13 protein-coding genes are annotated in these 15,294 nt (G+C 45.1%); 8 read left to right on the top strand and 5 right to left on the bottom strand.

The window, feature by feature from the left end:
* Positions 1 to 331: 331 nt before the first annotated feature.
* Positions 332 to 1,219, bottom strand: coding sequence for a tyrosine recombinase XerC (xerC, locus tag ACO59Y_RS06585; RefSeq protein WP_486131724.1), 888 nt, complete (start codon positions 1,217 to 1,219; stop codon positions 332 to 334).
* Complete coding sequence (locus tag ACO59Y_RS06580; RefSeq protein WP_373603491.1) at positions 1,219 to 1,668, bottom strand: GNAT family N-acetyltransferase; 450 nt, start codon at positions 1,666 to 1,668, stop codon at positions 1,219 to 1,221. Before ACO59Y_RS06580 ends, xerC begins: the two co-directional genes overlap by 1 nt.
* A gap of 171 nt (positions 1,669 to 1,839) precedes the next feature.
* Between ACO59Y_RS06580 and tpiA the strand changes: the two genes are divergently transcribed.
* On the top strand, positions 1,840 to 2,607 hold the full coding sequence (gene tpiA, locus ACO59Y_RS06575) for a triose-phosphate isomerase (RefSeq protein WP_373603490.1): 768 nt from the start codon (positions 1,840 to 1,842) through the stop codon (positions 2,605 to 2,607).
* A 78-nt stretch (positions 2,608 to 2,685) separates the two neighbouring features.
* Here tpiA and ACO59Y_RS06570 read toward each other — a convergent pair whose 3' ends face one another.
* Positions 2,686 to 3,444 carry a glycosyltransferase family 2 protein gene (locus ACO59Y_RS06570; RefSeq protein ID WP_486131721.1) on the bottom strand — a complete coding sequence of 253 codons (759 nt, stop codon included), beginning with the start codon at positions 3,442 to 3,444 and terminating at the stop codon, positions 2,686 to 2,688.
* Between the two features lie 61 nt (positions 3,445 to 3,505).
* Here ACO59Y_RS06570 and waaA point away from each other — a divergent pair, with 61 nt between their 5' ends.
* The 6 genes from waaA (at position 3,506) to recX (ending at position 10,357) form a co-directional block, all read left to right on the top strand.
* Positions 3,506 to 4,825: a lipid IV(A) 3-deoxy-D-manno-octulosonic acid transferase gene (gene waaA, locus ACO59Y_RS06565; protein ID WP_486131719.1), complete on the top strand. Its 1,320-nt coding sequence runs from the start codon at positions 3,506 to 3,508 to the stop codon at positions 4,823 to 4,825.
* Entirely contained in the window at positions 4,785 to 5,264 is a 480-nt protein-coding gene (gene coaD, locus ACO59Y_RS06560) for a pantetheine-phosphate adenylyltransferase (protein WP_373604364.1), read from the top strand. The genes waaA and coaD overlap by 41 nt, the downstream gene beginning before the upstream one ends.
* Before the next feature lie 301 nt (positions 5,265 to 5,565).
* Positions 5,566 to 7,578, top strand: coding sequence for a DNA helicase Rep (rep, locus tag ACO59Y_RS06555; RefSeq protein ID WP_486131717.1), 2,013 nt, complete (start codon positions 5,566 to 5,568; stop codon positions 7,576 to 7,578).
* A gap of 201 nt (positions 7,579 to 7,779) precedes the next feature.
* Complete coding sequence (locus ACO59Y_RS06550) at positions 7,780 to 8,622, top strand: patatin-like phospholipase family protein (RefSeq protein ID WP_486131715.1); 843 nt, start codon at positions 7,780 to 7,782, stop codon at positions 8,620 to 8,622.
* A 143-nt stretch (positions 8,623 to 8,765) separates the two neighbouring features.
* Positions 8,766 to 9,824, top strand: coding sequence for a recombinase RecA (gene recA, locus ACO59Y_RS06545; RefSeq protein WP_486131713.1), 1,059 nt, complete (start codon positions 8,766 to 8,768; stop codon positions 9,822 to 9,824).
* Positions 9,825 to 9,898: 74 nt separating this feature from the next.
* Positions 9,899 to 10,357 carry a recombination regulator RecX gene (recX, locus tag ACO59Y_RS06540; RefSeq protein WP_486131711.1) on the top strand — a complete coding sequence of 153 codons (459 nt, stop codon included), beginning with the start codon at positions 9,899 to 9,901 and terminating at the stop codon, positions 10,355 to 10,357.
* Here recX and crcB read toward each other — a convergent pair whose 3' ends face one another.
* Together crcB and ACO59Y_RS06530 are read right to left on the bottom strand one after the other, a co-directional pair.
* The gene (gene crcB, locus ACO59Y_RS06535) at positions 10,358 to 10,741 is read right to left on the bottom strand and encodes a fluoride efflux transporter CrcB (RefSeq protein ID WP_486131709.1); all 384 of its coding nucleotides are present in this window, start codon (positions 10,739 to 10,741) and stop codon (positions 10,358 to 10,360) included. It lies immediately after the preceding gene.
* Positions 10,741 to 11,568: a Cof-type HAD-IIB family hydrolase gene (locus ACO59Y_RS06530; protein WP_486131707.1), complete on the bottom strand. Its 828-nt coding sequence runs from the start codon at positions 11,566 to 11,568 to the stop codon at positions 10,741 to 10,743. The genes crcB and ACO59Y_RS06530 overlap by 1 nt, the downstream gene beginning before the upstream one ends.
* A gap of 226 nt (positions 11,569 to 11,794) precedes the next feature.
* Here ACO59Y_RS06530 and dnaE point away from each other — a divergent pair, with 226 nt between their 5' ends.
* A complete protein-coding gene (dnaE, locus tag ACO59Y_RS06525) occupies positions 11,795 to 15,271 on the top strand; it encodes a DNA polymerase III subunit alpha (RefSeq protein WP_486131705.1) in 3,477 nt (1,158 codons plus the stop codon).
* Positions 15,272 to 15,294 lie beyond the last annotated feature (23 nt).

The raw sequence follows: 15,294 nt of genomic DNA, 5'->3' as shown, positions 1-15,294 counted from the left end.
GCCGATGGTAGTGTGGGGCTTCCCCATGTGAGAGTAGGGCACCGCCAGGTAGATACGAAAGGAACCCCGGTCACAAGGCCGGGGTTTTTTATTGGCGAAAAATCGTAAAAGGGGAGAAAGACAAACATCCCAAGAGAAGTTAAACGGCCAAAGACAAGTGGTCATGAGACGCGGTGGGAAAACGGAAACGCGGTATTCGTCGCATAAACGAATCACCAAGCCGCCCCAATGCGGTGCTCAAACCGATGTTCAATTCTGTGGTTTAATTAGCGCGTCTATAATCGTTTCCAATGCGGTGCTCAAACCAAAAGACAAAACTTCCGAAAAACACTTACTTTTTCCGCTTCGCGCGTGGATGAGCTTGGTCATAAACATCAGCGAGATGTTGGAAATTGAGATGGGTATAAATTTGGGTTGTAGAAAGATTTCTGTGTCCGAGCAATTCTTGTACCGCGCGCAGATCGGAACTGGCTTCTAACATATGCGTGGCAAAAGAATGGCGCAGTTTATGCGGGTTCAAATGACTGCTTAAGCCTTGACGAATCCCCCATGTTTCCAACCGTTTTTGAATGGAGCGATGGGAAATGCGGTTGCCTAATTGGCTGACGAATAAGGCCTCATCTTTCGGATTGAAGAGTAACCTCACTTTAAGCCATTGTTGCAGCGCGCGCGAGGCGTAATGTCCGAATGGTACAATGCGTTCTTTATTCCCTTTCCCTAACACGCGTACTTCTCGTGTTCGCGTGTTAATGCTGTTTAAGTTCAAGCCTTGCAATTCCGATAAACGTAAGCCTGAACTATACATAAGCTCTAAAATCGCCCGATCGCGAATATCAATAGGTTCTTTACTGTCATTGGCGAATAATAGTTGAATTTGATCGCTGTCGATATTTTTCGGCAAATGCTTACCTGCTTTTGGTGCGGAGATGCCGGTGGCAGGGTTAACGTTTAATTTGCCTTGTTGCACCAAATAACTAAAAAATCGCCGAAGGGCAGACAAACGTAAAGCCAGGCTTTTTTCTTTGAGTCCGGCTTTTTTACTTTGTACTAGAACAAAACGCACGATGTTCGGTGTAATTTGCTGCCATTGTCGAATGTCTTGCTCGGCAAGCAATTTTAGCACCGCATTGAGTTGGCGTTGATAGTTAACGAGCGTGTGCGGACTGACCTGGCGTTCAATGCGCAAATAATCCCAATAAGATTGCAGTTCGGTTTGCATTATAAACTCAATTCAAACAGGCTTTTTTTCGGATTTAATTTGAAGCCTTCGCGTTCTAACAATTTATGTTGGGCTTGTCCTAATTCGGCGACGAGGCGGTTTGACTGGGTATAAAGTACGAAATCTTTCGCTTTGGAGATTAACGCCGCATAAATTTCCGCTTGTTGGGGACGATTTGTTACGTAAATATCGGTTAATTGCCAATAACGTTGTAACTGTAAGGAAGAGAGGCGGGGATAAAGTTGAATAAAGCCTACCGCTTTATCTTGTTTATCTACATCCTGTTCATCTACTGCGATAAAAAATAGACTTTCATTAAAACGAATGCGATTGGTTAAGAAAGTTAGAGTACGCTCGGGGTTTTCCGTCATTCCGTTGGCGCGACGGTAATGTTCAAAAAGAGGCAATAGTACTTCAATGTTCCATTGTTCGGCTTTGAAAATCTTCATTTTTATAAAATTGGTTATTTTTTATTGATTCTATACAGTAAATTGTAGCTTTTTCATGCCAAAGAAGCACGCGCTCGAGGAGAAAAATTTTAGATTTGTGATTTTGAACAAAAAATCAAATTGAAAATTTGGTATAGTAGCCGCGTTATTAATTAATACGGAGAAACTAAAATGGCACGTCGTCCCTTAGTTATGGGTAACTGGAAATTAAACGGTAGTAAAGCGTTTACCAAAGAATTAATCGAACATCTAAAAACTGAATTAGCCGGTGTTGAAGGCTGCGGCGTGGCAATCGCTCCGCCGGTGATGTATCTTGCCGAAGCAGAAGCTGCCTTAAAAGGCAGTCAAATCGCCTTAGGCGCACAAAACGTGGATGTGAACGTAAAAGGTGCATTTACCGGCGATATTTCCACTGAAATGTTAAAAGATTTCGGGGCTAAATATATTATTATCGGTCACTCCGAGCGTCGCACCTATCATAAAGAAAGCGATGAATTCATCGCGAAAAAATTCTGCGCATTAAAAGAAGCGGGTTTAGTGCCGGTATTGTGCATCGGTGAATCCGAAGCGGAAAACGAAGCGGGTAAGACCGAAGAAGTGTGCGCGCGTCAAATCGATGCGGTGCTCAATGCGTTAGGCGTTGAAGCCTTTAATGGTGCGGTAATCGCTTACGAACCGATTTGGGCAATCGGTACCGGCAAATCCGCCACGCCGGCGCAAGCGCAGGCAGTACATGCGTTCATTCGCAGTCATATCGCGAAAAAATCCCAGGCAGTGGCAGACCAAGTAATTATCCAATACGGCGGTTCCGTAAATGATTCAAATGCAGCAGAATTATTTACCCAACCGGATATCGACGGTGCATTAGTCGGTGGTGCATCACTTAAAGCACCTGCTTTTGCGGTGATTGTGAAAGCCGCGGCAGCAGCAAAAAATTAATTTTCATTCGATCAGAAAACAAAAAGTGCGGTAGATCAAATTTACCGCACTTTTTTGTTTGCCTTAATTTTGTTTGCCTTAATGTTGCTCTCGTTCCCACAAATCTGCATATTTTACCAAGGTAGAATGCGCCGAAAGCACGGCGAGCAGAAAGCCTTGTTTACCGTCTAAGAAACCGGCTTTTAACAGATACATTTTCACAAAACAACCGATAGCGTGGCTGACACCTTGCCAAAGCGTAGCTTTTTTGCCTTTGGCTTGGCGTTGATCCGCCCAAGCTTTCGCGTAGTTCGCCGATTTCACTAAGTAATGATGAATGCTTTTATAAGTGAAATGTTGCAAATTGCCTTTCAGTTTTTCAATACGTGCATTTGCCGGAAATTCCACTTTTTCATGTACTAAGGAATCGTTATAGTTCGCGTAATCGGTGCGATATAGGCGCACCACATAATCCGGATACCAACCCGAATGGCGAATTTCACGCCCGAATACTTCGCTTACGCGCGGCAGTTCATAAACGGTATGGGGCGAATCAAGTTGCACAGCCTGTTTAATGGATTCGCGTAATTCGGGTGTGACGCGTTCGTCGGCATCCAGCCAAAGCACATAATCGCTTGTAACATATTGCTGGGCGAGTTGACGCTGTTTGCCGAAACCCGGCCAATCGGCATTTTCATAGAATTTGGCGCCGTAATTTAATGCGATTCGTTTGGTGTCGTCTGTGCTACCGGAGTCCAAAATTACGATTTCATCCGTCCAACCTTGTACTGTTTCCAAGCATTGCGCGAGATCTTGCGCTTCGTTTTTCACGATCATGGCAACGCTAATTGTTGGCATATTCCGATCCTTTTTTTGCTATACTACTGAAAATTTTCGTAAGTATAACCGAATTTAATTTATGTGGCGTTTTTTTTATACCGGCCTGATGTACCTCATTCAGCCGCTGGTGCTTATCTTTATGTGGACGCGTGGTTTTAAGGCGCCAAATTATCGAAAAAGACTCGGCGAACGCTATGGATTTTACGGCGCGTTGGCTAAACCGAATCCGCACGGCATCATTATTCATGCAGCTTCCGTAGGTGAAGTCATTGCCGCTACGCCGTTGGTGCGCAAAATTCGGCAAACTTATCCGGCTTTACCCATCACATTTACTACGGTTACGCCGACCGGTTCCGACCGCGTCAAAGTCGCTTTTGGCAGCGACGTGACGCATTGCTATTTGCCTTATGATTTACCCTGTGCAATCAATCGTTTCATTGATTTTATCCGGCCGAAATTGTGCATTGTAATTGAAACGGAACTCTGGCCGAATCTAATCCGACAACTACATTGTCGAAATGTGCCTTTTATTGTGGCAAATGCTCGTTTGTCGGCACGTTCTGCGCGTCGTTACGGCAAAGTGCGTACGCATTTACAGTCTATGTGGTCGCAAATTAGTTTGATTGCGCCGCAAGATCAAATCAGCGGTAAACGTTTTTTGGAGCTCGGTTATCCAAAAGAAAAGCTGCAGCTTACCGGTAACATTAAGTATGATTTGGTAATTACGAGTGAACTTCAGCACCGCATTGAAATCTTGCGCCATCAGTGGCGGTTGCAACGTTCGGTATGGATTGCTGCCAGCACGCACGAAGGCGAAGAGGAAATCATTCTAAAAACTCACCGTCGCTTGCTGAAAAAATACCCGAATTTATTGTTGTTGCTTGTACCGCGTCATCCCGAACGGTTTAATGCGGTAGCCAGATTACTGCAACAGGAAAAATTTCATTTTATCCGTCGTTCTACGGGGGAACTGCCGAGTGCTGATACGCAAGTGATTTTGGGCGACACCATGGGGGAAATGATGGTGATGTACGGTGTGTCTGATATTGCCTTTGTAGGTGGCAGCTTAGTGAAACACGGCGGACATAATCCGCTTGAACCGTTGGCCTTTAAAATTCCGGTGATTAGCGGCAAGCATACTTTTAATTTTCCCGAAGTATTTCGAATGCTACTGGAAGTGCAAGGTGTGCTAGAAGTGAATGCAAGCGCAGACGCGCTGGAACGCGCAGTAGAAGCGCTGCTTAATTCGCAAGCGGCGCGTAAACGTCTTGGATGGGCCGGCCATGAAGTATTAGTGGAAAATCAAGGCGCGTTACAACGTTTGTTAGATTTATTAAAACCTTATTTGGAGCGCAATGATGACGACAGCCAGTTCGGTAATTTATCCCGGCACCTTTGACCCGCTCACTAACGGGCATTTAGATATTATTGTGCGAAGTGCGGCTATTTTTCCGCGCGTTTGGGTGGCGGTGGCGAACAGTCCGCGCAAAAATCCGCTCTTCTCGCTGGAAGAACGAGTAGAATTGGCGCGTCGCTCTGTTGCGCATTTACCGAATGTAGAAGTGTTCGGCTTTTCTGATTTATTGGCAAAAGTGATTCAAGCGCGCCATATTTCCGCCATTATTCGTGGTGTGCGTACCACGACGGATTTTGAATATGAATTGCAACTTGCTGCGCTTAATCGTTTATTAACCGAAGGTGTGGACAGTTTATTTTTCCCGCCGACCGAAAAATGGGCATTTGTCTCGTCCACTATTGTGCGCGAGATTTATTTGCATGGTGGGGATGTGTCGGCGTTAGTTCCGATGCCGGTATTACAAGCCTTAAAAGCGCGATGAAAAAACATTATTTTTACTAAGCGCACTCTTCGCCTTGTCCGAATGCGGTACTGTGGCGGCACCTCTCGACTCTACCGAAATTTTACTGGATACATTAAAGTTTGAGTTTGCATTAAAAGATAGCACCGCATTGAAAGCGGCTTCAATGCGGTGCTATTTTGCAAGGGTAATTTTAGCGTTGTGCAACTGCTCCATAATTTCGGTATTTTCTATTTTTTTTATCGCTTCGTTGTCATCTCTCCTAAACGAAGGAGTGAAGCGGTAAAAACCAAGTTTTTATGAATACATATTTACAATAAACATGAAACTAAATCCCCAACAGCAACAAGCTGTCGAATTCGTCAGCGGGCCTTGTCTTGTGTTAGCCGGGGCGGGCTCCGGTAAAACGCGCGTGATTATCAACAAAATCGCTCATTTAATCGCACATTGCGGTTATTTGCCAAAGCACATTGCAGCCGTTACTTTCACTAATAAAGCCGCACGTGAAATGAAGGAGCGTGTCGCGCATTCCATCGGCAAAGAACAATCCAAGGGCTTGACGGTTTCCACTTTCCATACGCTGGGTTTTGACATCATCAAGCACGAATATAAAGCTCTCGGGTTTAAATCAAATATGACTTTGTTCGACGAGCACGATCAATTCGCACTCGTCAAAGAACTCACTGCAGACGTGTTAAAAGAAGATAAGGATTTGTTGCGCGAGCTGGTTGCGGCGATTTCCAACTGGAAGAACGATTTAATTTCGCCGAAGCAAGCTTATGCGCTTGCGCGCGATGCCAAATATCAAACTTTCGCCAAATGTTATGAGCGCTATGCAGCACAAATTCGTGCTTACAACGCGTTAGATTTTGATGATTTGATTATATTGCCGACGTTGTTATTCAGGCAAAATGAAGAAGTGCGCTCAAAATGGCAAATGAAAATCCGTTATTTGTTGGTGGACGAATATCAAGACACCAATACCAGTCAATATGAATTGATTAAGTTGTTAGTGGGCGAGCGCGCCTGTTTCACTGTGGTGGGCGATGACGATCAATCCATTTATTCATGGCGTGGCGCGCGACCGGAAAATATGGTGCGGTTGCGTGATGATTTTCCACGTTTGCAAGTGATTAAGCTGGAACAAAATTATCGTTCCACCCAACGCATTTTGCATTGCGCGAATATTTTGATCGATAACAACGCGCACGTGTTCGACAAAAAATTGTTTTCCTCGATCGGTGAAGGCGAAAAATTATTGGTAATTGAAGCGAAAAACGAAGAACACGAAGCGGAGCGCATTGCTGCGGAATTGATTGCGCACCGTTTCAGCCATAAAACCAAATATAAAGATTACGCGATTTTATATCGCGGTAATCATCAATCGCGTTTGCTGGAAAAAGTGTTGATGCAAAACCGTATTCCCTACAAAATTTCCGGCGGTACGTCGTTTTTCTCGCGCCCTGAAATCAAGGATATGATGGCTTATTTGCGCTTGGTGGTGAATCAGGACGATGATGCGGCATTTTTGCGTATTGTGAACACGCCAAAACGTGAAATCGGTACGGCGACTTTGCAAAAATTGGGCGAATTGGCACAAGAAAAGCACATTAGTTTGTTTGAGACGATTTTTGAATTTGAACTGATTCAACGTGTCACGCCGAAAGCTTATGATGCGCTGCAAAAATTCGGGCGTTGGATCGTGGAACTTCACGACGAAATACAGCGTTCCGAACCGGCACGTGCCGTGCGCTCGATGCTGTCGGCGATGCATTACGAAGAATATTTGTATGAATATGCCGTAAGCCCGAAAGCGGCAGAAATGCAAAGTAAAAACGTCGCGACCTTGTTTGATTGGGTGGCGGATATGCTTAAAGGTGACGAAACCAACGAACCGATGAATCTTAATCAAGTGGTTACGCGCTTGACTTTACGCGATATGCTTGAGCGCAGCGAGGACGATGATGAAAGCGATCAGGTGCAACTGATGACTTTGCATGCGTCCAAAGGTTTGGAGTTTCCATACGTGTATTTAATCGGCATGGAAGAAGGCATTTTGCCGCATCAAACCAGCATCGACGAAGACAATGTGGAAGAAGAGCGCCGTTTGGCTTATGTGGGCATTACGCGTGCGCAAAAAGCGTTGACCTTTTCTCTTTGTCGTGAACGCCGGCAATACGGCGAATTGGTGCGCCCTGAAGCGAGCCGTTTCTTAGTCGAGTTGCCACATGACGATGTACTGTGGGAACGTGACAAACCAAAATTAACGACGGAACAAAAACAACAGCAAACGCAAAGTCAGTTAGATCGTTTGCGTACGATTTTAAACGGTTAGTTTGCACTTAGAAAAATCGCCATAATATAGCGACTACACAAAGCGAAAATTACCTTCATCAAATAGCACCGCATTGGAACCAATTCCAATGCGGTGCTGTTATTGCATTTAATTTACTTTGAATTTTACTCAATATATTGTTAGCCAAGTTAAAGCTAAAAAAATGTTAGAATTTGCGCCCATTTAGGAATAAGGAACGCGATGAAAATCGGATTAGTATTAGAAGGCGGCGGAATGCGCGGGCTTTTTAGCGCGGCGGTGCTGGATGTGTTGTTGGAACAGCGGATTAACATTGATACGATCGTGGGCGTGTCGGCAGGGGCGTTGTTTGGCGTAAATTATGCTTCCAATCAAAAAGGGCGGGCGTTGCGTTATAACCTCGAATTCCTCGGCGATAAACGTTATATGGGGCTTTGCAGTTTGCTTACCACGGGTAATATCATAAATAAAGATTTTGCTTTTTATGAACTGCCGATGACACTCGATCCTTTCGACCAAGCGGCCTTTGCGCAATCCGCTGTTAAGTTTTACGCAACGCTGACGAATGTTGAAAGCGGTGCTGCAGAATATCGTAAAATCAGTGATGTGTTTGCGCAAATGGAAGTACTGCGCGCCACCTCTGCAATGCCGTTCGTCTCGAAAATGGTGGAACTGGACGGGCAAAAATATTTAGACGGCGGCATTGTGGACAGTATTCCGCTTGATTTTGCCCGTACGTGCGGTTGCGATAAATGGATTGTCGTGCTTACTCGCTCAGCGGGTTATCGGAAAGAAAAGATGTCTGCCGTTTTGCCTTCTCTTTTTTATTGGAAATATCCTAAATTGGCGGAAGCGTTGATAAATCGCCATGAGGTTTATAATTGGCAATTGGATGCGGTGCTAAAAGCGGAGGAGACGGGGGAAATTTTTGTGATTCGCCCTTCGCAAGATCTCAAAATCGGCCGTTTAGAAAAAAATCCGGCAAAAATTCAAGCCATGTACGATTTGGGCACACAAGACGCCAGCGCATCACTTAATGCCTTATGGGATTATCTAAATCGTTAATTTTTAAGCAAAACTATATAAACTTTGCGATCTTTTTCACATTTTTTTGCAAAGATCAAAATTTCTCTTGATACTGTATATCAATACAGATAGAATCTACACGAAATTTTATTCCGTTTAATAAAAAAGGTTAAGGTTATAACATGGCGACTCAAGAAGAAAAACAAAAAGCCCTTGCGGCGGCATTAGGTCAAATTGAAAAGCAATTTGGTAAGGGTTCGATTATGAAATTGGGCGATACCAAAGCGCTTGATGTTGAATCGGTTTCAACCGGCTCAATCGGCCTGGATGTAGCGTTGGGGATCGGCGGTTTGCCGATGGGACGCATCGTCGAAATCTTCGGGCCGGAGTCCTCCGGTAAAACTACGCTAACTCTCTCCGTTATTGCGCAAGCGCAAAAAGCAGGTAAAACCTGTGCCTTTATTGATGCGGAACATGCGCTGGATCCGATTTATGCGGCGAAACTTGGCGTAGATGTGAAAGAATTATTGGTTTCCCAACCGGATAACGGCGAGCAAGCGTTGGAAATCTGTGACGCTTTAGTACGTTCCGGTGCGGTGGACGTTGTGATTGTGGACTCTGTCGCTGCATTGACGCCGAAAGCGGAAATCGAAGGCGAAATGGGCGATTCGCATATGGGTTTACAAGCGCGTTTGATGTCGCAAGCGTTACGTAAATTGACCGGTCAAATTAAAAATGCAAACTGCTTAGTCGTGTTTATTAACCAAATTCGGATGAAAATCGGTGTGATGTTCGGCAATCCGGAAACTACAACGGGCGGTAACGCGCTGAAATTCTATTCTTCCGTGCGACTGGATATTCGTCGCACCGGTTCGGTGAAAGACGGCGACGAAGTAATAGGTAACGAAACCCGCGTGAAAGTGGTGAAAAATAAATTGGCCGCCCCTTTCCGTCAAGTGGATTTCCAAATCCTTTATGGCGAAGGCATTTCAAAGGCCGGCGAACTGATTGAATTGGGTGTAAAACATAAACTTGTGGAGAAATCCGGCGCTTGGTATGCCTACAACGGTGAAAAGATTGGCCAAGGTAAAGCAAACGCTATGAAATGGTTGCATGAAAACCCGGCGAAAGCGGACGAACTTGAAGCTAAACTTCGTGCGGAATTGGTTGCAAATCCCGAACAGGCACTAATGGCAGATATTGAGCAACTCGACGACGATACTGCCGACAACGAACTATAAAATCTGATTCTTATTTTATTTCTGTGCGGTCAAAATGAATGTAATTTGGCCGCACTTTTTTATGGCACAAAAATATGTCTGATATGGCTTTAAGTTATGTGGTGAATTTGCTTGCTCGCCGTGAGTATAGTGAATTTGAACTGCGCAATAAAATGCAAGAGAAAATGTTTTCGGAACAAGAAATTGAAAACGTCCTTCGTTATTGTCAGCAAAAACACTGGCAGAGCGATCGTCGTTTTGCGGAGAATTATATTAATGCTCGAGCGCAACGTGGTTATGGCGTAAATCGCATTAAACAAGAACTTCGTCAATTGAAAGGCGTGCCGGAAGATGTGATTGAGACCGCATTGGAGGAGTCAACGGTGGATTGGTCGATGATTGCATTGCGCGTGCTGAAAAAGAAATTTCCTTATTACGGGGAAAAGCAAACCCCAAAAAGCAGGCAAAAAATTTGGCAATATATGCTTTCTCACGGATTTTATCGTGAAGACTTTGCCGATTTGATTGGTTTTACACCGGATGAGGATTTTTAGTTAGGATTTAACCAAAAGCCCGTACAATACCAGGCCCAATGCGGTGCTAAATAGACCGCCCGTCACATGGAGCAAAATGACAACTAACCCGTTTAGCCATTTTTCTGACATGAACAATTCGATCGTTTCCGATGAAAAAGAAGAAAAAGTGGTAAATGCGCCGAGAAAGCCGGTATTCAAGAATAATTTCCATAAGCCGTTAAACTGCGGAAATTGCCAGAAAAAGGCCATTAACAGGCCGATAAGAAAACAACCGACAAAATTAACGAATAGCGTACCAAAGTTAAAAGCAGAAAAAATAGGATTTAGCCATTGGCTTAAGCCCCATCTTCCTAATGCGCCGAGCACCGCACCCACGCTAACACACAAGATTGCTTGCCACATTATTTCATTCCAAATGTTTGGCGGAGATATTTTGCTACGGATTCGTTTTTATTTGTTCCGATTTGTTCCAACTGTGGGCAAGCCGCTTTTAAGCGTGTATCTGCGTTTTCCATAATACAACCTTTGCCTACGGAGGATAGCATTTCCATGTCATTCATGCCGTCACCAAACGCGATGCAATCTTTTAGATCGTAATCGCGTAGAGCCAGCACTTGTTTTAGGGCGTCGCCTTTTGAGACGTTTTTATTCATAACCTCTAAGCAAGCGAGCGCTGAATAGACAATCGTCGTTTCGTTGCCGAAGTGTTCGCGCAAATAATTTTCCACTTCAATAAGATCTTCCGGCGTTTTTCCAATAAAAAATACTTTTTCCACATTGCGGGCGTGGTGTCGGGCGAAATTGACCACTTCGTACATAAAACCGGAGTCTTGGTGAAATTTTCTTAATGCGGGTACGTCTTTATTGATAAACCAGCCTTCATCTTGGTATGTATTCAAACAGACTTTCGTTGTATCGAACGGTGTTTGGTAAAGCTTGAATACAGTTTCTTCCGGCAAACTGTTGCTGTAGAGTAAATTGCCCTTTAAGTCGCGTACTCTTGCGCCGTTTGAGGTAATCATGAGTGCGCGTTCCGCTCCGATTTTAGCGAGGATAGAAGATACGTCCGTATGGTTGCGACCGGTTGCCAAGACGATATCGATGCCTTGTTGTTCAAGTCTGTTTAAGGTATCGATAGTGAAATCACCAATTACATGGTTGCTGTTTAATAAAGTGCCGTCCAGATCGGATATAACAGCACGAAAGGGTTGTTTTAATTGATGTGACATAGGTGAGCCCCAAAAAAATCTTGCCTATCATAGCAAAAAATTTAGCGTTTTTTATAGTGCTGTTTGATGAGATACAAGAAACGGCGATTTCTTGGCGTTGAGTGTTTACTTGCCATAGTTTTGGGATAGAGGCAAGATTTGCCTCTTAAATTCTCGTATAATACGCGGCTGTAAAAATACCCTCCAAAGATCAATCGTATTGGGCTTTTAACAGCAAGGATTTTAAATGACACAACCCCGCTTCGTTCATCTCCGAGTGCATACGGATTTTTCTATGATTGACGGCATCGCCAAAGTAAAACCCTTGGTAAAAGCTTGTGCAGAAAATAATATGGTGGCGATGGCACTGACGGATTTTACCAATTTTTGCGGTGTGGTGCGGTTCTACGGCGAAGCTCTGTCTTCCGGTATCAAACCGATTATTGGCACCGATGTGCTGGTGAAAAGCGCAATGTTTGGCGATGAACCGTTCGAATTGACATTGCTGGCAAAAAATAACGCCGGTTATAAAAATATTACTTTACTCCTTTCCAAAGCCTATCAACGCGGTTATGTCGATTTACCTTGTATTGACCAAGATTGGTTGATTGAACATCGTGAGGGCGTCATTATTTTATCCGGCGGTACCAAAGGCGATGTAGGCAAAAAGTTACTCAAAGAGAATCTCTCCGAAACGCAAAGCGCGGTTAAATTTTATCAAGAATTTTTTCCTGACCATTTTTATCTTGCGTTGTCGCGCACCGGTAGAACAGATGAAGAACGTTACATCAAAGCTGCCTTGAAACTCGCAAAAGAAACCGGCTTGCCGTTAGTGGCGACCAATGATGTGGTGTTTTTAAAATCCGATGATTTTGAGGCGCACGAAATTCGCGTAGCGATTCATGACGGCTATACTTTAGATGATCCGAAACGTCCGAAACGTTATAGCGAGCAACAATATTTTCGTAGCGAAGAAGAAATGTGTGCGCTATTTGCGGATATTCCGTCAGCATTGGAAAATACGCTATTGATTGCGCAGCGTTGTAGCGTGACTTTGCGCCTCGGGCAATATTTCTTACCGCAATTTCCAACAGGCGATTTAACAACGGAAGATTTCTTGGTGCGAAAAGCCAAAGATGGTTTGGAAGAACGTTTGGCTTTTTTGTTCCCGGATGAAAAGGAGCGGGCGGCAAAACGCACGGAATACGATAAACGTTTGCAAGTGGAACTTGACGTTATTAACCAAATGGGTTTCCCGGGCTACTTCTTGATCGTGATGGAATTTATTCAGTGGTCGAAAGATAACGACATTCCGGTTGGGCCGGGACGCGGTTCTGGTGCGGGTTCGTTGGTGGCCTATGCGTTGAAAATCACTGATCTCGATCCGCTAGAATTTGACTTGCTGTTCGAACGTTTCTTAAATCCGGAACGGGTTTCCATGCCTGACTTCGACGTGGATTTTTGTATGGACGGGCGCGATCGGGTGATCGAGCACGTAGCGGAAACTTACGGGCGCGGTGCGGTGTCGCAAATCATCACCTTCGGTACGATGGCGGCGAAAGCGGTTATCCGTGATGTAGGACGTGTGTTAGGACATCCTTACGGTTTCGTGGATCGTATTTCCAAACTGGTTCCGCCCGATCCGGGTATGACCCTTGCGAAAGCTTTTGAAATGGAACCGCAACTACAGGCCGCTTATGACAGTGATGAGGAGGTGCAGGCGCTCATTGATATGGCGCGCAAATTGGAAGGTGTCACTCGAAATGCCGGGAAACATGCCGGTGGCGTAGTAATTTCGCCGACCTTGATTACTGATTTCGCCCCACTGTATTGCGATAATGAGGGCTTGCATCCGGTGACTCACTTCGATAAAAACGACGTGGAATACGCCGGCCTTGTGAAGTTCGACTTCTTAGGATTGCGCACGCTCACCATCATCAAATGGGCGCTGGATATGATCAATGCCCGTATGACGAGCGAAGGCAAACCACCCATCGATATTGCGGCGATTCCATTAGATGATGCAGAATCCTTTGATTTATTGAAACGCTCTGAAACTACCGCCGTATTCCAATTGGAATCGCGTGGCATGAAAGATCTGATTAAACGTCTGCAGCCGGACTGCTTCGAAGATATTATCGCGTTGGTAGCATTGTTTCGTCCGGGGCCTTTGCAATCGGGCATGGTGGATAACTTTATCGACCGTAAACATGGGCGTGAAGAAGTCTCTTATCCTGATGCGAATTATCAGCATGAAAGTTTAAAGCCGATTTTAGAACCTACGTACGGCATTATTTTATATCAAGAACAGGTTATGCAAATCGCTCAGGTGTTAGCCGGTTACACACTTGGCGGGGCAGATTTATTGCGCCGCGCGATGGGTAAGAAAAAACCGGAAGAAATGGCGAAACAACGCTCCGTGTTTGAGGAAGGCGCGATTAAAAACGGCGTGGACGGCGAGCTTGCCATGAAGATTTTCGATTTGGTGGAAAAATTCGCCGGCTACGGTTTTAATAAATCCCACTCCGCCGCTTATGCTTTGGTGTCTTACCAAACTTTATGGCTGAAAACCCATTTCCCGGCAGAATTTATGGCTGCCGTGATGACCTCGGAAATGGACAACACCGACAAAATTGTTGGTTTGTACGACGAATGTTTACGCATGGGCTTAAAAGTTACGCCGCCGGATATTAATGTCGGCAAGCATCATTTCAGCGTGAACGAAAATGGCGAAATCGTGTACGGCATTGGCGCCATCAAAGGTGTGGGCGAAGGGCCGATTGAAGCCTTGATCACCGCGCGTAACGAGGGCGGTTTCTTCAAAGATTTATTCGATTTATGCGCGCGCGTGGATTTGAAAAAGATTAATCGCCGCACTTTTGAAAGCCTCATTATGTCCGGCGCCTTCGACAAATTAGGGCCTCACCGCGCGGCGCTTACTAAGAATTTGGAAGATGCGCTGAAAGCTTCCGATCAGCACGCCAAAGATGAAGCGTCGGGTCAATCGGATATGTTCGGCGTGTTGACCGAAACTCACGAAGAAGTAGAAAACGCCTATGCCAATACGCCGCCTTATACGGAAAAACAAATCCTCGATGGCGAACGTGAAACCTTAGGCCTTTATTTAAGCAGTCATCCGATCAGCCGTTATTTGAAGGAGCTCTCCCATTACAGTCCTACGCGTTTAAAAGAATTAGTACCGAATCGCAGAGGCCAAATCAGCACCGCATCGGGGCTTGTGATCGCCTCGCGCATTGCCGTCACCAAAAAAGGTAACCGTTTAGGCATTGCAACACTTGACGATAGATCCGGTCGCTTGGATATCACCTTATTCGGCGAAGCGCTTGAACAATTCGGCGAAAAATTGCAAAAAGACACCGTGGTGGTTGTTTCCGGCCAAGTCAGCGTCGATGATTTCGCGGGTGGGCTAAAAATGACCGTGCGCGACTTAATGACGCTGGATGACGCGCGTTCGCGCTATGCCAAATCGCTGGCTATCAGCCTGTCAGACGAACAAATTACGCCGATATTTGTTAAACGATTAAAGGAAACGCTTGCGCCGGCCAGCGGCGGCAGCTTGCCTATTAACGTTTATTATCAAAGTCCGAAAGGTCGCGCTTTGTTACGTCTCGGCGTTCAATGGTCAATTAACCCGACTGACGAAATCCTTACGGAACTGGTGAATATGTTAGGCGAAAACGCTGTGGAATTGGAGTTCGGTTAATGCAAATTCAGGACAGCTTAAGC

The organism is Rodentibacter sp. (genome assembly GCF_057314195.1).
The sequence above is the reverse complement of the archived record's forward strand: the minus strand, read 5'-3'. Positions and strand labels throughout refer to the sequence as shown.

Bases quoted from the DNA above. Each gene is read 5' to 3' on its own strand.
- dnaE (WP_486131705.1), top strand. From the start codon at position 11,795: ATGACACAACCCCGCTTCGTTCATCTCCGAGTGCATACGGATTTTTCT.
- ACO59Y_RS06570 (WP_486131721.1), bottom strand. From the start codon at position 3,444: ATGCCAACAATTAGCGTTGCCATGATCGTGAAAAACGAAGCGCAAGAT.
- ACO59Y_RS06580 (WP_373603491.1), bottom strand. From the start codon at position 1,668: ATGAAGATTTTCAAAGCCGAACAATGGAACATTGAAGTACTATTGCCT.
- recX (WP_486131711.1), top strand. From the start codon at position 9,899: ATGTCTGATATGGCTTTAAGTTATGTGGTGAATTTGCTTGCTCGCCGT.
- ACO59Y_RS06550 (WP_486131715.1), top strand. From the start codon at position 7,780: ATGAAAATCGGATTAGTATTAGAAGGCGGCGGAATGCGCGGGCTTTTT.
- waaA (WP_486131719.1), top strand. From the start codon at position 3,506: ATGTGGCGTTTTTTTTATACCGGCCTGATGTACCTCATTCAGCCGCTG.
- crcB (WP_486131709.1), bottom strand. From the start codon at position 10,741: ATGTGGCAAGCAATCTTGTGTGTTAGCGTGGGTGCGGTGCTCGGCGCA.
- rep (WP_486131717.1), top strand. From the start codon at position 5,566: ATGAAACTAAATCCCCAACAGCAACAAGCTGTCGAATTCGTCAGCGGG.
- coaD (WP_373604364.1), top strand. From the start codon at position 4,785: ATGACGACAGCCAGTTCGGTAATTTATCCCGGCACCTTTGACCCGCTC.
- ACO59Y_RS06530 (WP_486131707.1), bottom strand. From the start codon at position 11,568: ATGTCACATCAATTAAAACAACCCTTTCGTGCTGTTATATCCGATCTG.
- recA (WP_486131713.1), top strand. From the start codon at position 8,766: ATGGCGACTCAAGAAGAAAAACAAAAAGCCCTTGCGGCGGCATTAGGT.
- tpiA (WP_373603490.1), top strand. From the start codon at position 1,840: ATGGCACGTCGTCCCTTAGTTATGGGTAACTGGAAATTAAACGGTAGT.
- xerC (WP_486131724.1), bottom strand. From the start codon at position 1,219: ATGCAAACCGAACTGCAATCTTATTGGGATTATTTGCGCATTGAACGC.